Origin of the sequence: Kitasatospora sp. NPDC001261 (genome assembly GCF_042896795.1) — a bacterium.
Taxonomy (GTDB): domain Bacteria; phylum Actinomycetota; class Actinomycetes; order Streptomycetales; family Streptomycetaceae; genus Kitasatospora.
In genome coordinates, this window is record NZ_JBIAXP010000043.1 from 1 (window position 1) to 19647 (window position 19647).

18 protein-coding genes are annotated in these 19647 nt (G+C 75.2%); 10 read left to right on the top strand and 8 right to left on the bottom strand.

Annotated elements, in window-relative coordinates; all coding sequences use genetic code 11:
• The first annotated feature begins 167 nt into the window (after positions 1 to 167).
• Positions 168 to 941: a hypothetical protein gene (locus ACFY4B_RS39340; protein WP_147409312.1), complete on the top strand. Its 774-nt coding sequence runs from the start codon at positions 168 to 170 to the stop codon at positions 939 to 941.
• Between the two features lie 164 nt (positions 942 to 1105).
• Here the strand turns inward: ACFY4B_RS39340 and ACFY4B_RS39345 are convergent, their stop codons facing one another.
• Complete coding sequence (locus tag ACFY4B_RS39345; protein ID WP_049655929.1) at positions 1106 to 1369, bottom strand: dsRBD fold-containing protein; 264 nt, start codon at positions 1367 to 1369, stop codon at positions 1106 to 1108.
• Positions 1370 to 1637: 268 nt separating this feature from the next.
• Here ACFY4B_RS39345 and ACFY4B_RS39350 point away from each other — a divergent pair, with 268 nt between their 5' ends.
• Together ACFY4B_RS39350 and ACFY4B_RS39355 are read left to right on the top strand one after the other, a co-directional pair.
• Positions 1638 to 2624, top strand: coding sequence for a DMT family transporter (locus tag ACFY4B_RS39350; protein WP_387976137.1), 987 nt, complete (start codon positions 1638 to 1640; stop codon positions 2622 to 2624).
• Between the two features lie 6 nt (positions 2625 to 2630).
• Complete coding sequence (locus ACFY4B_RS39355; RefSeq protein WP_387976140.1) at positions 2631 to 3302, top strand: DUF6629 family protein; 672 nt, start codon at positions 2631 to 2633, stop codon at positions 3300 to 3302.
• A gap of 19 nt (positions 3303 to 3321) precedes the next feature.
• On the opposite strand, the gene ACFY4B_RS39360 is transcribed toward ACFY4B_RS39355, so the two are convergent.
• Together ACFY4B_RS39360 and ACFY4B_RS39365 are read right to left on the bottom strand one after the other, a co-directional pair.
• Entirely contained in the window at positions 3322 to 4728 is a 1407-nt protein-coding gene (locus tag ACFY4B_RS39360; RefSeq protein ID WP_387976143.1) for an MFS transporter, read from the bottom strand.
• Positions 4725 to 5348, bottom strand: a complete 624-nt coding sequence (locus tag ACFY4B_RS39365; protein WP_387976145.1) for an ArsR/SmtB family transcription factor — start codon at positions 5346 to 5348, stop codon at positions 4725 to 4727. Before ACFY4B_RS39365 ends, ACFY4B_RS39360 begins: the two co-directional genes overlap by 4 nt.
• 292 nt (positions 5349 to 5640) lie before the next feature.
• On the opposite strand from ACFY4B_RS39365, the gene ACFY4B_RS39370 reads away from it, so the two are divergent.
• Together ACFY4B_RS39370 and polX are read left to right on the top strand one after the other, a co-directional pair.
• Positions 5641 to 6354, top strand: a complete 714-nt coding sequence (locus tag ACFY4B_RS39370; protein ID WP_387976148.1) for a sensor histidine kinase — start codon at positions 5641 to 5643, stop codon at positions 6352 to 6354.
• Between the two features lie 58 nt (positions 6355 to 6412).
• Complete coding sequence (gene polX, locus ACFY4B_RS39375) at positions 6413 to 8143, top strand: DNA polymerase/3'-5' exonuclease PolX (RefSeq protein ID WP_387976151.1); 1731 nt, start codon at positions 6413 to 6415, stop codon at positions 8141 to 8143.
• 52 nt (positions 8144 to 8195) lie between these two features.
• Here polX and ACFY4B_RS39380 read toward each other — a convergent pair whose 3' ends face one another.
• Positions 8196 to 9074 carry a carbohydrate kinase family protein gene (locus ACFY4B_RS39380; RefSeq protein WP_387976154.1) on the bottom strand — a complete coding sequence of 293 codons (879 nt, stop codon included), beginning with the start codon at positions 9072 to 9074 and terminating at the stop codon, positions 8196 to 8198.
• 3 nt (positions 9075 to 9077) lie between these two features.
• Positions 9078 to 10079 (bottom strand): pseudouridine-5'-phosphate glycosidase, encoded by a 1002-nt coding sequence (locus ACFY4B_RS39385; RefSeq protein ID WP_387976157.1) that lies wholly within the window; start codon positions 10077 to 10079, stop codon positions 9078 to 9080.
• A 138-nt stretch (positions 10080 to 10217) separates the two neighbouring features.
• Here ACFY4B_RS39385 and ACFY4B_RS39390 point away from each other — a divergent pair, with 138 nt between their 5' ends.
• Both ACFY4B_RS39390 and ACFY4B_RS39395 read left to right on the top strand, forming a co-directional pair.
• Positions 10218 to 11120, top strand: a complete 903-nt coding sequence (locus ACFY4B_RS39390) for a LysR family transcriptional regulator (protein WP_380775538.1) — start codon at positions 10218 to 10220, stop codon at positions 11118 to 11120.
• Between the two features lie 217 nt (positions 11121 to 11337).
• The gene (locus ACFY4B_RS39395; protein ID WP_387976160.1) at positions 11338 to 13002 is read left to right on the top strand and encodes a peptide-N4-asparagine amidase; all 1665 of its coding nucleotides are present in this window, start codon (positions 11338 to 11340) and stop codon (positions 13000 to 13002) included.
• A 343-nt stretch (positions 13003 to 13345) separates the two neighbouring features.
• Here the strand turns inward: ACFY4B_RS39395 and ACFY4B_RS39400 are convergent, their stop codons facing one another.
• On the bottom strand, positions 13346 to 14038 hold the full coding sequence (locus ACFY4B_RS39400) for a response regulator transcription factor (protein ID WP_304414272.1): 693 nt from the start codon (positions 14036 to 14038) through the stop codon (positions 13346 to 13348).
• Between the two features lie 88 nt (positions 14039 to 14126).
• Between ACFY4B_RS39400 and ACFY4B_RS39405 the strand changes: the two genes are divergently transcribed.
• The gene (locus ACFY4B_RS39405; RefSeq protein ID WP_387976163.1) at positions 14127 to 15710 is read left to right on the top strand and encodes a purple acid phosphatase family protein; all 1584 of its coding nucleotides are present in this window, start codon (positions 14127 to 14129) and stop codon (positions 15708 to 15710) included.
• 63 nt (positions 15711 to 15773) lie between these two features.
• Here ACFY4B_RS39405 and ACFY4B_RS39410 read toward each other — a convergent pair whose 3' ends face one another.
• Positions 15774 to 17066, bottom strand: coding sequence for a sensor histidine kinase (locus tag ACFY4B_RS39410; RefSeq protein WP_387976166.1), 1293 nt, complete (start codon positions 17064 to 17066; stop codon positions 15774 to 15776).
• Positions 17067 to 17226: 160 nt separating this feature from the next.
• On the opposite strand from ACFY4B_RS39410, the gene ACFY4B_RS39415 reads away from it, so the two are divergent.
• Together ACFY4B_RS39415 and ACFY4B_RS39420 are read left to right on the top strand one after the other, a co-directional pair.
• Positions 17227 to 17841: a hypothetical protein gene (locus ACFY4B_RS39415; RefSeq protein WP_387976169.1), complete on the top strand. Its 615-nt coding sequence runs from the start codon at positions 17227 to 17229 to the stop codon at positions 17839 to 17841.
• 161 nt (positions 17842 to 18002) lie between these two features.
• Positions 18003 to 18773, top strand: coding sequence for a (2Fe-2S)-binding protein (locus tag ACFY4B_RS39420; protein ID WP_387976172.1), 771 nt, complete (start codon positions 18003 to 18005; stop codon positions 18771 to 18773).
• Positions 18774 to 18825: 52 nt separating this feature from the next.
• Here ACFY4B_RS39420 and ACFY4B_RS39425 read toward each other — a convergent pair whose 3' ends face one another.
• Complete coding sequence (locus tag ACFY4B_RS39425; RefSeq protein WP_387976174.1) at positions 18826 to 19587, bottom strand: cache domain-containing protein; 762 nt, start codon at positions 19585 to 19587, stop codon at positions 18826 to 18828.
• Between the last annotated feature and the right edge of the window lie 60 nt (positions 19588 to 19647).

The window sequence follows — 19647 nt, forward strand, 5'->3', positions numbered from 1 at the left end:
GCCCCTCAAACGCGTCCAACACCGCAACTGGCCACCACCAGTCCCCGCAGTCATCGCGATCACCAGAGCAGCCACAACCTAAGTCACTGGCATTGGGGTTAGGCCACGAGGTGCAGGGGTGGGTGTCGGAGGTGTGGGGGTGCGGGGGGCGTGCGTAGCGTTGCCGGATGACCGAAGGGACGCGGGGCGGCGGCGCGGCGCAGGTGAGTGCGGCTCATGTGATGGCGCCGGCGGTGGTGTTCGCCATTCCGGTGCTGAAGCTGGCGTGGACGCTCGGGGGTGGGGACGCGGCCCGGGACGCGCTGCTGGCGATGGGGCCGGCGAACTGGGTGGACGTCGTCATCGGGATGTTCTTCGCCGAGCCGGTGCTGGCGGTCGTGCTGGCGGCGGTGCTCTCCTACATCGGCTACGCCTACCGGGCCGCTCACGGCGGGGCCGCCCGGCGCCAGGGGCGGGCCCTGGCGGAGACGGCGGCGCGGGCGGCGATCCTGCCGGGGGCGCTCGGGGTGGTGGTCGGGGCGTTCAACGGGCTGTGGTGGGGTGTGGCGGCGGGCGTCCTGGGCTACCTGTTGCGGCTCGGCGTGGTGGCCGAGTACCGGACGGGCGCGCGCTCGGCCGACACCGGCCGGCGCACCGGGCGCACCGCCGTGGCCTTCGGGCCCCGGGCCGTCGAGGCGGTCCGGGTCGCGGCGCTGCTGCTCTCCCTGGTGGTGCTTCCGGTGCTCTCGGTCGTCGCCGCCCTCGACGGCCGGTCCTGGACGAGCGTGCTGATGTGCGACGTCGACACCGGCGCCGGCCCGCAGCGCGCCCGGCTGGTCGAGCTGGACCGTCAGGCTCCGGGCGTCGTCGGCTGGGACGTTCCCGCCCACGAGGTGGTCAGCGGCACCAACTGCGCCACCGACCCGGACGACGTCCTCCGCGCCCCGTGGTGGCGCCGGTAGGGCCGACGACCGGACAGGCCGGTCCGGTGATGGCCCTCCTCCCTCCGAGGCCATGGCGTACCTTCGCTGGAACGCGCCTCCGTGGGCGCCGTCCACGTCGAGCGCGCGGCCGCCGGGCTGCCCGGAGCCGCTGCGGACCGGGAGGGGCGGGGCGGCCGGTGGGCTCAGTAGATCAGGTAGCCCGGGCGGTGCCCTTCGTCGTCGATCTCCCCGGTCGCCTGGGCCCGCAGCTTGCGGGACAGTTCCTCCAGGGCGCGGGAGGCCGCGACCTCCTCGCCGATCCTGGCAAGCGGACGGTCGTCCGCGCTCTTCACGGACTCGCCGTGCGCGCTCAGGCCAGGCGCCCTGGCGCCGGTCAGCCTGGCGTCACACGCCGTGTGCACGCCGTCTTCCTCGAACCTCAGCTCCACGTCCCACTGGTTGTGCATGCCACACCTCCTGGCGGCGGCCCCCGTCGCGCCTGTCCGGACCGGCACGGACGGTGACCCGTGGCGGCCGCTCACACCAGCGTGCGCCTGCCCTGCCGATGGCGGCAAGCGCTGCCGGAGGGCCTGGTGGCCCGCCCCGCCGCGGGCGTGTCGTGCGATCGGCCCGGGCACCGGCCCGGCGGTAGGCTGACGGGAGCGGCCGCGACGCCCGACCCACCTCTCGGACTCGTCGGCGCGGCGCGGGCAGCGACAACCTGGTGGTCCCTCCGTGGCGGTCTTCCTCCTCGCTCTCAGTGCGGCCTGCTGTCTGGGGCTCGGCTTCGTCCTCCAGCAGCACGCGGCTCAGCAAGCCCCGCGCTCCGATCTGCTGCGCTGGCGGCTGCTGCTGGACCTGATGCGGATGCCGCAGTGGCTGCTCGGCACCGGGTTCATGGTCAGCGGGCTGATCCTCTCGGCGTTCGCGCTCAACCAGGGCGAGGTGTCGCTGGTCGAGCCGCTGCTGGCCACCAATCTGATCTTCGCGATGGCCCTGGCCCGGGTGCTGACCCGTCAGACCCTGGGCCGTTCCGGCTGGGCCGGGGTGGCGCTGCTGGCCCTCGGGGTGACGGCCTTCATCGTGGCCGGGCGGCCGACCGGCGGCGGGCCGCCCGCCGGGGAGCTGCGGCACTGGCTGGTGGTGGGCACCGTGGTCGGGCTGGTGGTGCTGCTGGTCTCGCTGGCCCGTCGGCTGCCGCTGTTCGAGGAGGCGACCCTGCTGGCGCTCGCCGCCGGGCTGCTCTACGGCCTCCAGGACGCGCTGACCCGGACCACCACCCAGCGCCTCGACCACGAGGGCCTGGCCGCGGTGCTGCGCAGCTGGCAGCCGTACGCGGTGGTGGTGGCGGGGGTGGTCGGGCTGCTGCTGGTGCAGAGCGCCTTCGAGGCCGCGCCGCTGCGGATGTCCCTGCCGGCACTGACCGCCGCCCAGCCGCTGGCCGGGATCGCCTGCGCGGTGGGTTTCCTCGGTGACCGGTTGCGGGTGACCCCGGGGGCATTGGCGTGGCAGGCGGTCGGGCTGTTGGCGATCGTGATCGGGGTGATCGTGATCGGCCGCCATCCGGCGATGCCCGGGACCGCACGCGACACCCTGGAGAGCATCGGGGCGCCACCGGAGGACGAAGCCGGGGAAGAACCCGGGGACGAACCGGAGGACAAGGCCGGGGACGGAGCGGAGCAGGGGCCCGAGGGGGACGACCGCCCCGGGAGCACCGGCTAAACCGCGATGTGCTGGAGCGCGCAGGCGGACGCCGTGGCCGGTGGGCTGGTCGCGGTCACGGGCGTGGCGTGTGTGGTCCGTGCCCGTCGGGCCGGCCGGCCCGAGCGCTTGCCGCTCGCCGCGCTCCCCCTGGTGCTGGGCGTGCACCAGCTGATCGAGGCGCTGGTCTGGCTCGGTACGGACGGCGGGCTGCCGGACGGCCTCGCCGGAGCGGCCCGCACCGCCTGGGCGGTGGTCGCCCTGCCGCTGCTGCCCGTCCTGGTCCCGGCCGCCGTGTGGTGCGCCGCCGCCGGACCGCGCCGACGGGCGCTCGCCGCGCTCACCCTGCTCGGTGCGGCGGTCGCCGTCCCGCTGGCCGTGGCCGTCGGCTCCCATCCGGTGACGGCCGCCGTGCATGGCCACACCCTGGGCTACGCGGTCGGCATCCCGTACCCGGCCCTCCTGCTGGCCGGTTACCTCCTCGCCACCGTCGGCTCCCTCCTGGTGAGCGGCGACCGCCTGCTCCGCCGTCTCGGTCTCGTCACCGGTGCGGGCGCCGTCGTCTGCGCCCTGCTCTGGCACCTCGCCTTCGTCTCCACCTGGTGCGCCCTCGCCGCCCTGGCCAGCCTGTTGCTGCTCCACTGGGCGGGCCACCGCCCGGCGGATGAGCCCGGCCCGGTCACCGATCGGGCCCGCTAGCCACGCCCGGGGGGGCGGCTTACGCGCTGCGCGCCGGTTCCGGCTCGACGGCCGCGTCGGCCGCGTCGCCCACACCGCTCGCGCCGGCCACGCTGTCCGCTCGGCCCGAGCCGCCACGGAGGCGGTCCATCTCCCGCCACTCGGGGCGCAGCCCGGCCAGCGTGGTGGTCGCGAAGTACAGGGCGCCGGCCGCGATCAGGCTGGGTATGAGGCCGACCGTGGCGACCGCCGCACCGGCGACCAGGCCGCCGAGCGGGATGCCGGCCCAGGCGAGGGAGTCGCCAAGGGCATGGACGCGGCCCAGCAGGTGGCGGGGCACCCGCTCGAAGAGCACCGCGCCGAGGATCGGGTTGAGGAAGCCGGAGCCGAAGCCACCGATCGCGAAGACCGTGATTACCAGCCACATCGGCGCGCCGAGGGCGAGCACCAGGAAGCGCGGTGCGCCGCACAGCAGGAAGCCGGTGAAGAAGACCGTCCGACGGGGCAGCCGGGAGGCGACGGCCGCCGCTATCAGGCTGCCGACGACCGCGGTGGCACCCATGGAGGCGGCCAGTAGGCCGATGGCGGCCGGTCCGTTGCCGGACTCCCGCGCCCAGACCGGGACGAGGACGGTGATGAACCCGGCATCGATCAGGTTGGTGATGCCGATCATCACGATCACGGTGAGCAGCAGCGGCTCCGAGCGCAGGAAGGTGAAGCCCTCGCGGAACATCCGCCAGTAGCCCGCGGGCTGCTCCTCCCCGGACGCGTCAACGGCCGGATCGGCGGCCGGATCCGCGGCCGTGGCGGGCACCGCCGGGCGCCCCATGCCGCGCGGGAGCGCGACCGCGATGATCAGCGAGCCGAGCGCGAAGGTGACCGCGTTGATCGCCAGCCCGGCCAGCGGGCCCATCAGGGCGACCAGCCCGCCGCCGACCGCCGGCCCGATGGTGGAGGCCAGCCGCTCGGTGACGCCCGACAGCCCGGTGGCGCGCTCCATCGGCACCCGGGCGTGGTCGGCCGCCTCCGGGACCATGACGGACTTGGCCAAGTCCCCCGGGCCGCGCATCGCCCCGATCACCGCGACCATCACCAGCAGCACCCAGAACGGGAGCAGCCCCTGCGCGTGCAGCAGCGGGACCAGCCCGGCCGCGACGGCGCTGACCGCGTCCGTCGTCCAGGACACCACGCGCGGCCCGAGCCGGTCGACTAACGGGCCCGTCAGCGCCTTGACCGCCACGTACGGCGCCATCTCGGCGAACGCGACGAGGCCCGTCATGGTGGCGCTGCCGGTGGTGGCCAGGACGAACCAGGGCAGGGCGATGGCCGAGACGCGTGTGCCCGTCACGGAGACGGCCATGGCCGTCAGCACCCCGGCCAGCGGGCGGAAGCTGCGCCCCGGCGCGTCGGTGGCGGTAGCAGCGGTGGCGGCGGTGCCGGTGGTCATGCGGTCTCCCCCTCGCTTGCGGTGGCGGTGGCGGTCGCGTCCGGCAGGAGGTGGACGACCACGGACACCTGCTCGGTGCCCTCCGGCGCGGGCCCGCCGTGGTCGATCTGCCGGTAGCGCCTGACCACCTCGAACAGTTCGCCGGACAGCCGCTCGGCCTCGGCGGGCGTGAGCTGCAGGACCCGGTCACTGAGGTCCGTCACCCGGCGCCACTCGCGCGGCATGGTCTCGAAGGCGTCCAGCGTGCGCTGAGCGGTCTGGGTGTGCGCGGCCAGGACGGACCGCAGGAAGCCGGCGGCCGTGTCGAGCTCGTCGTCCGCCATGTCGTCCACCGTCCAGACGGTGAGCGGGTGGGCCGAACGCCACCACCGCTCGCGGGCGTTGCCGCGCTCCTCGTCCTCCTCGACGAAGCCCGCGGCGGCGAGCTGGCGCAGGTGGTAGCTGGTGGCTCCGGAGTTGAGCCCCAGCTGCTCGGCGAGCCTCGTCGCCGTGGACGGGCCGTGCTTGCGCAGGAGCCCGACCAACTGCATCCGCACGGGATGCGCCATCGCCCGCATGTTCTTGGCGGTGATGGCGATGTGCGGGTCGTCGCTGTGCTTCCAGCCGCGTTCTTCGGTCATGGCAGGAGACTAGAACCCCAAAGAGTTCTTTGCAAAGGGTTTTTTGCGAAAGATCTTTTGCGAAGAAGTCCTTGCGGTTACTCGATCCGCAGTAGGCCACGCCTCCGGGCCCCGCCGGTCGGCGGGTGCCCGGCCGGCCGCTCGGCGGGGGCCCCGGAGCGGACCGCGACCCGGAGCGGGATTGTCACCCGGGCGGCCGAGGCGCACGCTGGCAGGAAGGGCCCGGAAGCCGGCCCACCCCGGTCGGCCGCGGATTCGATGACGGCCGCCGGGGAGCACGAGGGGCAGGGCGATGGCACGCGGGAGGCTCTGGGGCTACGTCGCGACGGGAGCCAAGGCGCTCGGCGCGCTCGGCGGCACCGTCGGCGCGGTCGGCACCGGGCGCCGGGGCGGGTCCGGGCGCGTGGGCGCGGCGGCGCCGACCGGGGTCGAGGAGGGCCCCGGCCCGTACTCGCCCGGCGCGATGGCCGCGCCCAGGGCGCTCGACCGCACCGAGCTGGAGCGGCTGCGGTGGACCGGCCGGCAGGCCGGCTGCGAACCGATGGCCCGGCACGTCCAGGTGGCCGACGTGGTCCGCCGGGTGGTGCGCGGCGGCGGGCGGGCGGCGGCCGTCACGGTCCGGGTGGCCCCCGGGCTCCCGGTGGTGGCCGGGGACGCCCGCCGGCTGGAGGCCGTCCTCGCCGGGCTGGTCGACCACGCGATCCGGCGCAGCCCGCTGGGCGGCCGGGTGCTGGTCCGGGCCGACGTGGCGGGCGGCGCGTCCGCGCTGCGGGCGCCCGGACGGACGGCGGCGACCCGCGCCCGGGTGGAGGTCCGGGTCTCCGACCGGGGCGCCTACGAGCCGCCCGAGGCGCGCGAGCGGCTGATCCCGGGCGTGCGGGCGGACGGCCCGGTCGGGCCCGCCCTGCACCGCCTGGTGGTGGCCGCGGGCGGCCGGCTCGCGGTGGAACCGACCCCCGGCGGCGGGCTGACCATGGTCCTGCTGCTGACCGTCGCGTACGACTGACGGAGTACACGAGGAAGTACACCCGGCGCCCCCGCCCCACCGACCCTAGACTTGCCCCATGCCCCGGCTCAACGACCAGGTCAGGGAGCTGCTCCAGGAGTACGCCGACCTGATCAACATCACCGGCGGGGACGCCTTCCGGGCCCGCGCCTACGAGAAGGCCGCCCGCGCGGTCGGCGGCCACCCCGAGGACCTGGCCGGCCTGGACGTCAAGGGCCTGCAGCAGATCCCCGGCGTCGGCAGGTCCACCGCCGAGAAGATCGCCGGGTACCTCGCCACCGGGACCATCCCCGCCCTGGAGGCGCTGCGCGCCGAGGTCCCGTCCGGCGTACGGGAGATGACGGCCGTCCCCGGGGTCGGGCCCAAGCGCGCCCTGGCCCTCTACCGCGACCTCGGGATCGCCTCGGTGGACGAACTCGCCGCGGCCGCCCGGGCCGAGCGGCTCGCCGACCTGCCCGGCTTCGGCGAGCGCAGCGGCGAGCGGATCCTGCACGGCATCGAGCTGATGCGGCAGTCCGGCGGCCGCACCCTGCTGGACGCCGCCACCGAGCTGGCCGAGCAGCTGGTCGCCGCGCTCTCCGCCGTCCCCGGCTGCACCCGCTGCGCGTACGCGGGCTCGCTGCGCCGGATGCGCGAGACGGTGGGCGACATCGACGTGCTCGCGACCGCGGCGGACTCCGCCCCGCTGATGGCCGCGCTCACCGAACTCCCCTACGTCGCCGAGGTGATCGGCAGCGGCGGCACCAAGACCTCGGTCCGTACCACCCAGGGCGTACAGGTGGACCTGCGGGTCCTCCCGGAGGAGGACTGGGGAGCGGCGCTGGTCTACTTCACCGGCTCGAAGGCGCACAACATCCGGCTGCGCACGATGGCCGTCCGGGCCAGGCTGAAGCTCTCCGAGTACGGGCTGTTCGAGGTGGACGGCGGCGCCAAGGTGGTCTCGGAGACCGAGGAGGAGGTGTACGCGGCGCTCGGCCTGCCGTGGATCCCGCCGCCGCTGCGCGAGGACCGGGGCGAGATCGAGGCCGCGCTGGAGGGCGGACTCCCGGACCTGGTCCAGGAGTCCGACCTGCGCGGCGACCTGCACACCCACACCGACCTGACCGACGGGCTCGCCACCCTGGAGGAGATGGTCGACACCGCCGCCGCCCGCGGCTACTCCTACTTCGCCGTCACCGACCACGCCCCGGACCTGGTGATGCAGCGGATGACGGACGAGAAGATGCTCGCCCAGCGCGAGCAGCTGCGGCAACTCGCCGACCGGCACAAGAAGTTGCGCCTGCTGCACGGCACCGAGCTGAACATCGGCCCGGACGGCGGGGTGGACTGGCCACCGGAGTTCCTGGCCGGCTTCGACGTCTGCGTGGCCTCCGTGCACTCGCACTTCGCCCTGGACCGGGCCGCCCAGACCCGTCGGCTGATCCGCGCCTGCGAGAACCCGTACGTGCACGTCATCGGGCACCTCACCACCCGCCGGATCGGCCGGCGCGGACCGATCGACGTCGACCTGGACGCCGTGTTCGAGGCCGCCGCGCGCACCGGCACCGCGATCGAGATCAACAGCTCCCCGCAGCGGCTCGACCTGCGCGACGAGGACGTCCTGCGGGCGAGGCGGCACGGCGTGCGGTTCGCGATCGACAGCGACGCGCACGCCACCGGCCAGCTCGGCTACCCGCGCTACGGCATCGGCACGGCGCAGCGCGGCTGGCTCACCGCCGAGGACGTGGTCAACACCTGGACCTGGCAGAAGCTGAAGCACTTCCTCCGCAAGGACGCGGTGCCCAGGTAACTCCGGGCAGGCCCGCCGCCGACGGGCCCGCCGAAGGGCACCCGCCGAACCGTCACTCCCCGCCGAAGGAGGCCCCGGGCGAGGCCAGCACCCGGGCCGCGCTGCGGTGCCCGAGGCCGGCCGCGCGCCGGAGGTCCCCGGTGTCCAGGAAGCCGGCCAGGAACCCCGCCGCGAAGGCGTCCCCGGCCCCGGTGAGGTCGCGCACCTCCGCCACCGGCGGCACCGGCACCATGGCCAGCGGCTCGCCCGGGACGTCGACGGCGGTCGCCTCGGCGCCCGCCTTGGTGACCACCGTGGTGGCCGCCAGCCGGGCCCGCTCCGGCCCCGGCAGGCCGCCGACCAGCAGTCCGAGGAACGCCGACTCGGAGCGGTTGGCGAACACGAAGGTCGGCGCCAGCCCGGCCAGCAGGACCAGGAAGCGCTCCCGACCGAAGCGCTCCAGCATCCCGGTCGAGGAGGCGTCCACCGAGGTGGTGCCGCCCGCCCGCCGGACCCGGGCGAGCGCGTCCACCGCCGTACCGCCGACCGGCTCGCCGTCGAAGGAGTAGGCCGGCACGTGCAGGTGGGTCAGTCCGGCCAGCCAGGCGTCCGGGACCCGCTCCAGCAGCGTGGCGGCGCCCCGGTCGGGCAGCATGGTCCGCTCGCCGCCCTGGTCGATCAGCACCACGACGCTGCCGGTCCGGCCGCGCCGGGAGACCCGTACGTCGACGCCGTGGCCGGTCAGTTCGGCGACGACGCCGTCCCCGACGGCGTCCTCGCCGACGCAGCCGAGGAAGCGGGCCGGGTACTGCCCGGCGGCGAAGCAGGCGACGTTGGCCGCGCTGCCGCCGCGCCGCCGAAAGACCCGGGCGCCGGAGTCGGTGCCGTGCCGCAGCGGGCCGTCGGCCCAGACCACGATGTCCTCGACGAGGTCCCCGAGCACCCCCAGCACGGCTCAGGCCCCGGTCTCGACGGCGCCCGCCGAGGCCGCAGCACCCGCCGCAGCAGCACCGGAGGCACCGGAGGCACCGGAGGCCAGCGCCGTCGCGATCTCCCCGCCGAGCCGGACGTTGCCCCGGTACACCTCGACGTTGACGTCCAGGCTGCGCCCGCCGGTGTCCCGCTGGATGAAGTCGAGCAGGAAGGGCGTGGCGGCGTTCCCGGTGACGCCCTGCCGCTCGGCCTCGGCCCAGGCGCGGGCCAGGATGCCGTCCAGTTCCTCCGGCGGCAGCTGCTTGGCCGGGTCGACCGGGTTGGCGATCAGGACGGCCTGCGGCAGGCCGAGCCGGTCGCGGGCCTCGATCACCCCGGCGGCCTGCTCGGGCGACTCCACGCTGAAGTTGATCTCGTGGCCGGAGTCGGTGACGTAGAAGCCGGGGTACCTGCGGGTGCGGTAGCCGATGACCGGGATGTTGTACGTCTCGAAGCGTTCCAGGGTGGCCCGGATGTCGAGGATGGACTTCACGCCCGCGCTGACCACGGTGACCGGGGTGGCGGCCAGGGCGGTCAGGTCGGCCGACTCGTCGAAGCTCTCCGAGGCGCCGAAGTGCACGCCGCCGAGGCCGCCGGTGGAGAAGACCCGGATGCCGGCGCGGTGGGCGAGGAAGGCGGTGGCGGCGACGGTGGTGCCGCCGTGCCGGCCGAGCGCGGCGACCACCGGGAGGTCGCGCAGGCTCACCTTGTCCAGCCCGTCGGCGGCGGACAGTTCGGTGATCTGTCCGGTGCTCAGCCCGACCGTGGGCACCCCGGCGTGTACCCCGATCGTGGCGGGCACGACGCCCGCCGCCCGCAGCTGCCGCTCCGCCTCCAGCGCGACGGCCAGGTTGCGCGGCCGCGGCAGGCCGTGGGTGAAGATGGTCGACTCCAGGGCGACCACCGGCCGGCCGTCGGCGAGCGCCCGGGCGACCTCCTCGGAGACCTGGACGGCGGGAGCGGCGGGGGGAAGAAGTCCGGTCATGATGCGAACTCTCTGTGAGGCTGCCGCTGCGGTGGGGCAACGTGCTGCTCAGCGTATGGACGGTTCACATCGGAATCCAGAATGAGTACTGAGGTTTCTGATAGGCCATCACCTATTGGTTCGTCTACCCTGCCACCCATGGGTTTCACCTTGCGCCAGCTCCAGGTCTTCCTGACCGTCGCCGAGACGCTGCACTTCGGGCGGGCCGCCGAGCGGCTGCACATCTCGCAGCCGACGGTCAGTCAGGAGGTCGCCCGGCTGGAGCGGACCGTCGGCGTCGAGCTGTTCGACCGCAGCCGCCGCTCGGTCGCGCTCACCGAGGCCGGCGAGGTGATGGCCGCCGAGAGCACTCTGCTGCTCCGGCAGGCCGAGACGCTGCTGACCCGGGTCCGGCTGCACGAGGAGTCCCGGCTGGGCACCGCCCGGATCGTCGCCTCGCCGAGCGTGGTGAACCGCCTGCTGCCCGCCGTGGTCAGCCGGGCCGAGCAGGAGCTGCCCGCGCTCGACACCGCCGAACTGGCCGTGGACACCGGGCAGGTCTCCGCCACCCTGGCCGCCGAGCTGGCCGACATCGGGCTCGGCCGCTTCCTGGACGCGGTGGACGGCTACCGGCTGGAGCGGATCGCCGACGAACCGGTGCTGGTCGCGCTCGGCCGGGACCACCCGCTGGCCCGCCGGAGCAGCCTGCGCCTGGCCGAACTGCGCGACCTGCCCCTGCTGTTGTGGCCGCGCGAGCAGCACCCCCGCTACTACGACCACGTGCTCGGCCTCTGCGCGGAGCACGGCGTGGACCCGCCGGTGCTGGTCAGCCCGCCCCGGATCGTCGGCTCCCGGCTCTACCTGCTCGCCCGCAACCGCGCCTTCTCGCTGGTGCCCGGCTCGATGACCGGCCACCTCACCGAGGACGTGGCCACCGTACGGCTGGAGGGGCGGGCCGCGCTGCCGCTGGAGATGCAGTGGCGGACGGACGACCGGCGGCCCCGACTGGCCTCGCTGCGGGACCTGATCCGACAGGAGGCCGCGGAGTTGGAGGACCGCTGACCCGACGCACTCCGTGACCGGCCCGGCCCGACCCACTCCCTGACCGGCGCGACCCGACCCGACCCACTCCCTGACCGACCCGACCCGACCCACCCGCCGGCCCGGATCCGGTCGGCGCGAATCCTTGACGCTGGCATGCCACCCCCGAAAGGATTCCCGGATCATCCGACCGGCCCGCGGCACCCGCCCGCGGGCCGCCCGACCCCGGGAACCCGCCTTGGCCCTGCGCCCGTTGCTCCGCCGCACCGCCGGTCTGATCGGCGCCGCCGTCCTCACCCTGGCCGGCACCCTCACCGCCGCCGCCCCGGCCCACGCCGACTTCGGCACCGACTACCACGACCCGGTCACCGCCACCAAGCCGCTCACCCGCCCCGACACCCGCTCCTGCACCGTCGAGGTGATGCACGAGCGCGAGTTCCGCAACGGGTACGGCAACCCGCCGGACACCCCGTACAACGCCACCCTCACCCCGCCCGCCGACTGCGCCGGCCCCTGGTCCGCGGTGGTCATGGACCTCCACGGGCAGGTCGCCGGGCGGCAGTTCGACCGGATCTTCAGCGTCCGCGTCGGCGGCGTCCAGGTGCTGCTCTCCTCCACCCCGGAGCCGTCCAAGGACGGCATCGCCTGGAACGTCGAGCACGACGTCACCCGCTACGCCCCGCTCTTCGCGGGCGGCCCGCAGGAGTTCTCCTTCGACCTCGCCAACGTCACCGACGCCACCTACACCGGCGTCTTCACGATCAGCGCGAAGCTGACCTTCTACACCGCGGACGCGCACTGGCCGGCCGCCCGCTCCGCCGACCGGCTGCTCACCACCGGCCCGTTCGGGCTCACCCAGGCCGCCCCCGCCGCCGGGCGCGACCTCGTCTTCCCACAGAACCTCGAACGCCTCACCGCCGAGGTCTACGCCCGGGGCGGCGGCGCCTGCGAGGAGTTCGCCTACGCCTCCGCACCGGACGCCTTCGCCGCCGCCAACCCCGGCAGCGGCATCTGCGGCAAGGGCCCGTTCCGCGAACTGCGGCTCACCGTGGACGGCCGGGTGGCCGGCGCGGTCTGGCCGTACCCGGTGATCTACACCGGCGGCTGGGACCCATTGCTCTGGCGGCCCGTGCCCGGCGTCTTCGCCTTCGACCTGCCCGCCTACCGGCTCGACCTCACCCCGTACGTCGGACTGCTGCTGGACGGCCGGCCGCACACCGTGGGCGTCACCGTGAACACCGCCGAGGCGCAGAGCAACGACGTCTGGACCGGCCAGGTCAACCTCTTCGCCGAGACCGACCACGGCGCCGCCCGCACCACCGGACAGCTCACCGACCACCGGGTCGCCCCGGAGGCCACCGTCGCCACCGACCTCGCCGACCACGGCGGCGGCAGCGGCGACTGGACGGTCACCGCCGCCCGCGACGACCTCGCCCGGGGCTGGGTGCAGACCTCGCACGGCCGGATCACCACCGAGGTCCGCGACGAGCTCGCCTTCCGCTCCGCCCAGCGGCTGCGCGACGGCGGCAACGACGTGACGCTGCACAACGGCACCGACCTCACCCGCACCACCGCGACCTGGGGCGGCGGGCCGCACCGCACCACCACCGTGCACGAGGGCGAACCGCTGGACGTCAGCTACCGGGTGAGCCGCGACGCGGCCGGGAACACCGACCAGACCACCGCCATGGAGCTCGGCTACCACCGCGAGGCCACCGCGGCGACCGGCGGCCACGTCACCGAGCGCTCCACCGTCGACCACACCCTGCGCCCCACCGCCCGGCGGCACGACGGGGACCGCACCGTCCGGACCGGCGGCAGCACGGAGGAGTACCGCAGCACCGGGCCCGACGGGTCGTACCAGCGGACGCTGACCTTCGTGGACGGCTGGCCGCGCCCCTGACGGAGGTCTCGTCGCCCGGCAACCCCGCAAGCCGATCTACCCCGGATTGCCCGAGTTGCGAAAATTGGTTGGATTCATACCGTTCACCCCTGGTGCACAGCCCGCAGGAGGCGCATGATGGGAGATGGACCTGCGAGGTAGCTGAAGGAGTTCGACCGCAGGAGGCAGTGGCGACGGATCGAGACGGATCAGGGTCCGACGCTGGATGACTACCTCGGTCGACGATCGAACTACCGGCCGGAGGACGTCACGTCCGGAGGCCACCCCCACCTCGTAGGTTCCGCGCGTCCACGGAGCATCCCCTCGGCCCCGTGGGCGCGCACCCGTCTCCGCGGCACCCCTGCTACCGCTCCTGCGCCGCCCAGCCCATCTCCCAGGCGTGCACCGCGATCCCGACCCGGTTCGCCACCCCGAGCTTGCGCTGGATGCTGGCGACGTGGGTCTTCACCGTCCCCGGCGAGATGAACAGCTCCGCGGCGATGTCCGCGTTGGTGCGGCCCGCCGCGACGTGCCCGGCGATCTCCACCTCCCGCTCGGTCAGCGGCACCACGAGCGCGGGCCGCCGCCGCTCCGGGCGGCGCGGAGCCGTCACGTGCCGCAGCAGCCGGACGGTGACCGACGGGCTGATCAGGCTCTCCCCGTCCGCTGCCGCCCGCACCGCCTCGGCCAGCAGGGACGGGCCGGAACGCTTCAGCAGGAAGCCGGACGCCCCGTGCCGCAGGGCCGGGTACACGTACTCGTCCAGGTCGAAGGTGGTCAGCACCACGACCCGCACCGGCTCCGCCACCCCCGGCCCGGCCAGCCGCCGGGTCAGCTCCAGTCCGTCCATCCGCGGCATCCGGATGTCCACCAGCGCGACGTCCGGCCGCAGTTCGGCCGCCAGCTCCAGTGCGGCGAGCCCGTCCGCCGCCTCGCCCACCACCTCGATGTCCGGCTGGGCCGTCAGGATCCGCCGCACACCGCGCCGTACGGCCTCCTGGTCGTCCGCGATCAGGGTGCGGATCACCCGCGGGCCGTCGCCGTTCGTCCTCGTCACGCCCAGCAGTGTGACGCACGGGTGACGGACGGGAAAGTTCACGCGGCGGACCCGGCGCGGTTCACCTTCGTCCGGTGGGCTGGCCGCCATGAACGATTCCAGTGGACGTCTCCCCGTCAGCAGGCGCGGGCTCCTGGCCGGGGCGACCGGCGTCGGCCTCGGCGGTGCCGTGTCCCTCTCCGGCGTCTCGGCCGCCCCCGCCGCCGCCTCCCCGGTGCTGTGGCAGCGGCCGGACCGCTCCGGCGCGCCGCGGGTGGCCGGCCTCCACCTCCAGTTCGGCTCGGACGCCTCGCGCGAGGTGGTGGTCTCCTGGCACACCACCCGGTCCGTCGGCAACCCCCGGGTGGTGTACGGGACTTCGAACGGCGGCTTCGGCCGGACGATCCAGGCCGCGACCCGCACCTACCGGGACGCCGCGTCCGGCACCGAGGTCCAGACGCACCACGCCCGGCTGACCGGCCTGCGCGCCGACACGGACTACGTCTACGCCGCCGTCCACGACGGCACCACCCCCGAACTCGGCACCGTCCGCACCGCCCCGCGCGGCCGGTCCGCCTTCACCTTCACCAGCTTCGGCGACCAGGGCACCCCGACCCTCGGCAAGAAGACCGCCAACGGCTACGTGAACGACAACCTCGGCAGCCCCGCCGCCGGCGACACCACCGCCGGGGTCGAGCGGATCGCCCCGCTGTTCCACCTGCTCAACGGCGACCTCTGCTACGCGAACATCGCCACCGACCGGGTCCGCACCTGGTCCGACTGGTTCGAGAACAACACCCGCTCGGCCCGCCACCGCCCCTGGATGCCCGCGGCCGGCAACCACGAGAACGAGAAGGGCAACGGCCCGATCGGCTACGGCGCCTACCAGGCGTACTTCGAGCTGCCGGACGCCCGCTCCGACGCGGAGACGCGCGGCCTGTGGTACTCGTTCACGGCCGGCTCGGTGCGGGTGATCAGCCTCAACAACGACGACGTGGCCTACCAGGACGGCGGCAGCAGCTACGTCCACGGCTACTCCGGCGGCGCCCAGCAGCGCTGGCTGGAACGGGAGTTGATCGCGGCCAACGCGGACCCGGGGATCGACTGGATCGTGGTCTGCATGCACCAGGTGGTGATCTCCACCGCTGACAAGTTCAACGGCGCCGACCTCGGCGTCCGCGAGGCCTGGGTACCGCTGTTCGACAAGTACGGCGTGGACCTGGTGGTCTGCGGCCACGAGCACCACTACGAGCGCTCGCACCCGATCCGCGGCCAGCAGCCGACCGACACCCGCACGCCGATCCCGGTCTCCACCGGCACCGAGACCATCGACACCACCAAGGGCACCGTCCACATGGTCATCGGCGGCGGCGGCACCTCGGCCCCGTCCAACCAGCTCTTCTTCAGCCCCGCCAAGGCCCGGGTGATCACCGGCGTCGGCGCCGTCGACCCGGCCACCGGCAAGCGCCCGCCGATGTACGTGATCGAGGACGCCCCCTGGTCCGCCTTCCGGGACGCCGACAACCCGTACGGCTTCGCCTCCTTCGACGTCGACCCGGGCGGGCGCAACGGGCAGACCACGATCGGCGTCACCTACTACTCCGTCAGCGGGCCGTACGGGGACCTCGTCCCGGTCGACCGCTTCACCCTGACCCGCCCGCGCGGCACCCGGGGCGGCGGCCGGGGCCACTGAGCGCGACGCACCCGGAAGCGGGGGCAGCCCTGCCGCGCCGGCCGACGCCACAGGGCGCGTGCCTCAGCGCCCCGGCAGGGAGCAGCTGACCCGCCAGCCCCCGGGCGTGCCCGGGCCGGCGGTCAGCGAGCCCCCGTGGGCGGCGGCCCGGGCGGTGAGCCCGGCCAGGCCGGTGCCGCCGGCGCCGGGGCGGCGGCGCAGCAGCGGCCTGCGGGACGGGCCGCCGTCGTCGGTGACGGTCAGCTCGACCGTGCCGTCCGTGCCGGGGGCCACCCGGACGGTGACCTCGGTGGCCTGCGGCGCGTGCCGACGGATGTTGGTGAGGGCCTCCAGGACGACGGCGTACGCGGTCGCCTCGGCCTCGGCGGAGAGCCGGCCGGCGGTCTCGGGCGCCAGCTCGGCGGTGGCGCGCGGGGCACCGGTGGTGCCGCCGGCACCGGTGGCGCCGAAGCGGGTGACCAGTTCGGGGAGGTCGGCCAGGCCCAGCCGGCGCGTGGTCGCGCCGTCGGACGCCTTCTCCCGGCCCGGCGGATCGGACCGGCCGTCCCGACCGCTCTCACCGCCCGGCTCGCGCAGGGCGCCGACCATCTCGTCCATCGAGTCCAGTGCCCGCAGCCCGGCCTCCTCCAGGCGCCGCAGCAGTGCGGCGGTCTCCCCCGGCTCCTGGTCCGGGAGTTGACCGGCCTGGGCCTCCAGCACGATGCCGGTGATCTCGTGGGCGACGAAGTCGTGCAGCCCCCGGGCCACCTCCAGCCGCTGTTCGCGCCGGGCCCGGGCGACCGCCCGCTCCCGTCGGGCGTCCAGGACCCGCAGGTAGAGGGCCGCCCCCGCGACACCGAGCAGCGGCAGCAGCGAGAGCAGCACCCCGACCACCGACCAGGCCGCACCGCCCTGCGGCGTCCGCAGGGAGAACCGCAGCGGCAGCAGCACCGCCGCGAGCCCGAGCAGCCCGCCGACCGGGCCGACCCGGCGGTCGGACAGCCCGCGGACGGCCCGGAAGAGCAGCCCGAGCAGGGCGAGCCACTCGAACGGCAGCCAGAACGCGGGCAGCCGGTACGGCCCCGGGTAGACCAGGTCGACCAGCAGCGAGGCCCCGGCCACCGCACCGACCGCCGCACCGAGCGTGATCCGCCCGGCGGGCCAGGGCAGCAGCGCCACCACCGCGGCGAACGCCGCCGTCAGGGCGAGCAGCGCGGCCGCTGCCCGGGCGTCCGGTTGCGCCAGCAGGACGGGCGCCAGCAGGGCGAGCGCGGAGACGGCGGCGAGCGGCCGGCGGATCCGGGCGGAGCGGGGTCGGGCAGAGCTGGGTTGGGCGGAGCTGGGTTGGGCGGAGCTGGTTCGGGCTTCGGTGCGCACCCACCGAGCCTAGGGGGCAGCTCTCCCGGGGGAGGCCGGTTCCTTCCCGGGGAGGAGCGGCCCACCGTCAACTCCCCTCCGCAGCGGGAGGTCCGCGCGGCCGGGCGGAAGCATGCTGAGTGGCACCGGAACGACCGAGCCCGAAGGAGAACCCACCCCCATGAACCGCCGCCTCGCCACTGCCGCCGTCTCGCTCCTCCTGCTGACCGCGACGGCCGCCGTCGCCGCACCGGCCGCCGTCGCCGCACCGACCACCACCGTCGCACCGGTCCCCGCCGCACAGGCGTCCGCAGCACAGGCGTCCGCCACGGAACCGGCCGACCCCGCGGGCGGCTTCGGACCGGTGAGCGTGCGCGGCACCGGCAACACCGTCCTCACCACGGCCTTCCAGGGCTTCGAGGGCGACCCGGTGCAGATCTCGGTGGACGCCCGCACTTCCACCAACACCGATCCGCGCGGCACCGCGGGCCACTTCCACGTCCGTCACGTGCACACCGACGGCCGGCTGGTCGCCGACTTCGAGGGCGACATCACCTGCCTGGCCGTCGGCGGCCGGGAGGCGATCGCCACCGGGGTGATCACCAAGAGCGAGGCGCCGTGGTTCCCGGGCCTGGAGCTGACCGGTCAGAAGGTCGCGCTCTCGGTGGAGGACAACGGGCGGCGCGGGGACCGGATGGGCTGGGTCTGGGGCGTGTTCGGCCAGCCGGTCTCGGACTGCCAGGGCACGGTACCGTTCATCCGCACGACCAGTGGTGACTTCTCCGTGCGCGGCTGACACCCGGCCGACCAGGCCTGCCCGGGCCGCTCGGGTCCGACCGGGGCGACGCGCATGGTCGCCCGAGCACCCGCAGACCTGGAGGCCCCGATGCCCCTCGACCATCCGACCACCCCGCCGCGGGCGGGTGCGGGGTTCAACGACCGCACAGGGGACGGCCGTTGAACGCCGCACCCGACCGTCGGCCGCCGGACTACGCCCGACTCGCCGCCGTCGGGCCGTACTTCGCGCTGGACACCGCACCGGCCGACCGGCCGCCCGAGGGCTTCCGGCCGCTGGCCGAGCTGTACGGCACCGGGCCGGACGCACCGTTGGCGGCGCGGCTGCGGGTGGTGGCGCAGCGGCTCGGCACCGACGAGCCCCGGGTCGCCGCCTCGATCCTGCACCTGGGACTGGCCGCCCGCTTCTGGTCGGTGGGCCTGGGCTCGGCCGTCCTGCTGGGGACGGTCCCGACCCTGGAGCACGCCTGGGTGCGGATCCCGGACCAGGGCCCGCTCGACCTGTGGACCCCGCCGGAGCCCGTCCGGCCGCCCGCCGTTCCATCCGCCGTTCCGTCCTCCGGGACGGCCGCCGGGACGCTCGCCGACCAGCTGCACGAGGCCGTCCTGCTGGGCCAGTTGGAGCCGCTGGCGACGGCCGTCCGGGCGGCCGCCCCGCTCTCCCGCCGCCTGCTGCTCGGCAACGCCGCCTCCGCGCTGGCCGGGACGCTGCGGATCCTGGACGCCCATGCGCCGGTCGCCGCAAGGGCGTTGGTGGCGGAGCTGCTGGACCGTCCGCCGCTGGCCGGGTCGGGTACCCTGCGCACCGGGCCGCGCGGTACGGCGTTCCGCCGGAACAGCTGCTGCCTCTACTACCGGCTGGGGCCGGGCGCCGGCCTCTGCGGCGACTGCTGCTTCAGCACGCCGCCCGGACGTGGGAAGCGGAACGACTAATACCTTCACAAATGAAGGTCATATCGGCTTGCCGGCACCGTCCGGTCAACCGTCAGCCGCGCGCCACCGTCCAGTCCACCGCCGCCGACGGCACCCCGGCCCGCCCGGCCGCCGGGTCCGCGAGCAGCCCGCGCGCCAGCGAACCCACCGGCAGGGCCGGGGTGGTGGCGGCCAGCACCCGCCCCTCGCCGTCGAGCAGCGCGGCCTCGCCGGCCAGCTCCCGCAGCGGCGGCACCAGCAGCCGTTCCAGCGCGGCCAGCGGGACGTCCCCGGCCGCCACCCCGACGAAGCCGGCGCCCGGGACGACCACCGGCCGGGCGCAGCACAGCACGTACCGGTCGGCACAGAGCAGGTCGACCTGCGGCCCGGCCACCACGGCCCGCCCCTCGTCCCGGGGCCGGGCGAACCAGGGCAGCACCCGGTAGTCGTAGAACTCGGCGTCCGCCGGGTCGAGCACGAGCCGCAGCCGCCGCTCCCCGGCCCCGCGCGCGCCGCGGTACCACCACTCCGCGTGCAGGTCCGCGTCGGCGAGCGCGCCGGGTGCCACGACCGCTCCGCAGCCGAACCAGCGCGAGCCGGGCCGCGCCAGCAGTTCGCCCACCGCCCCGCGCACCGCGGCGAGTTCGGCGGCCCCGGGCCGGCGGCCCTCGGCGGCCGCCCGGGTCCAGCAGTCGGCCGCGGCCGCCCGCAGGCCGTCCAGTTCGGCGAGCACCTCGTCGACGGCTGCGGCGACCCGTCGGGCGCAGCGCTCGACGGCGGCGGGCCCGCCGCGGGCTCGGGCAACGGGCAGGGCGGGGCTGGACGCGCTGGTCATGACGGCTCCGGCGGCGAGGGAGGGTTCCGGCGGCAACGGGCTTCCGGCAACGGACTTCCG

Excerpts from the sequence above, each read along its gene's own strand:
- ACFY4B_RS39345 (WP_049655929.1), bottom strand. The coding sequence starts at position 1,369 with ATGCACAACCAGTGGGACGTGGAGCTGAGGTTCGAGGAAGACGGCGTG.
- ACFY4B_RS39385 (WP_387976157.1), bottom strand. The coding sequence starts at position 10,079 with ATGACCGGACTTCTTCCCCCCGCCGCTCCCGCCGTCCAGGTCTCCGAG.
- ACFY4B_RS39425 (WP_387976174.1), bottom strand. The coding sequence starts at position 19,587 with ATGACCAGCGCGTCCAGCCCCGCCCTGCCCGTTGCCCGAGCCCGCGGC.
- ACFY4B_RS39370 (WP_387976148.1), top strand. The coding sequence starts at position 5,641 with ATGGCACGCGGGAGGCTCTGGGGCTACGTCGCGACGGGAGCCAAGGCG.
- ACFY4B_RS39355 (WP_387976140.1), top strand. The coding sequence starts at position 2,631 with ATGTGCTGGAGCGCGCAGGCGGACGCCGTGGCCGGTGGGCTGGTCGCG.
- ACFY4B_RS39405 (WP_387976163.1), top strand. The coding sequence starts at position 14,127 with ATGAACGATTCCAGTGGACGTCTCCCCGTCAGCAGGCGCGGGCTCCTG.
- ACFY4B_RS39415 (WP_387976169.1), top strand. The coding sequence starts at position 17,227 with ATGAACCGCCGCCTCGCCACTGCCGCCGTCTCGCTCCTCCTGCTGACC.
- ACFY4B_RS39340 (WP_147409312.1), top strand. The coding sequence starts at position 168 with ATGACCGAAGGGACGCGGGGCGGCGGCGCGGCGCAGGTGAGTGCGGCT.
- ACFY4B_RS39360 (WP_387976143.1), bottom strand. The coding sequence starts at position 4,728 with ATGACCACCGGCACCGCCGCCACCGCTGCTACCGCCACCGACGCGCCG.
- ACFY4B_RS39365 (WP_387976145.1), bottom strand. The coding sequence starts at position 5,348 with ATGACCGAAGAACGCGGCTGGAAGCACAGCGACGACCCGCACATCGCC.
- polX (WP_387976151.1), top strand. The coding sequence starts at position 6,413 with ATGCCCCGGCTCAACGACCAGGTCAGGGAGCTGCTCCAGGAGTACGCC.
- ACFY4B_RS39390 (WP_380775538.1), top strand. The coding sequence starts at position 10,218 with ATGGGTTTCACCTTGCGCCAGCTCCAGGTCTTCCTGACCGTCGCCGAG.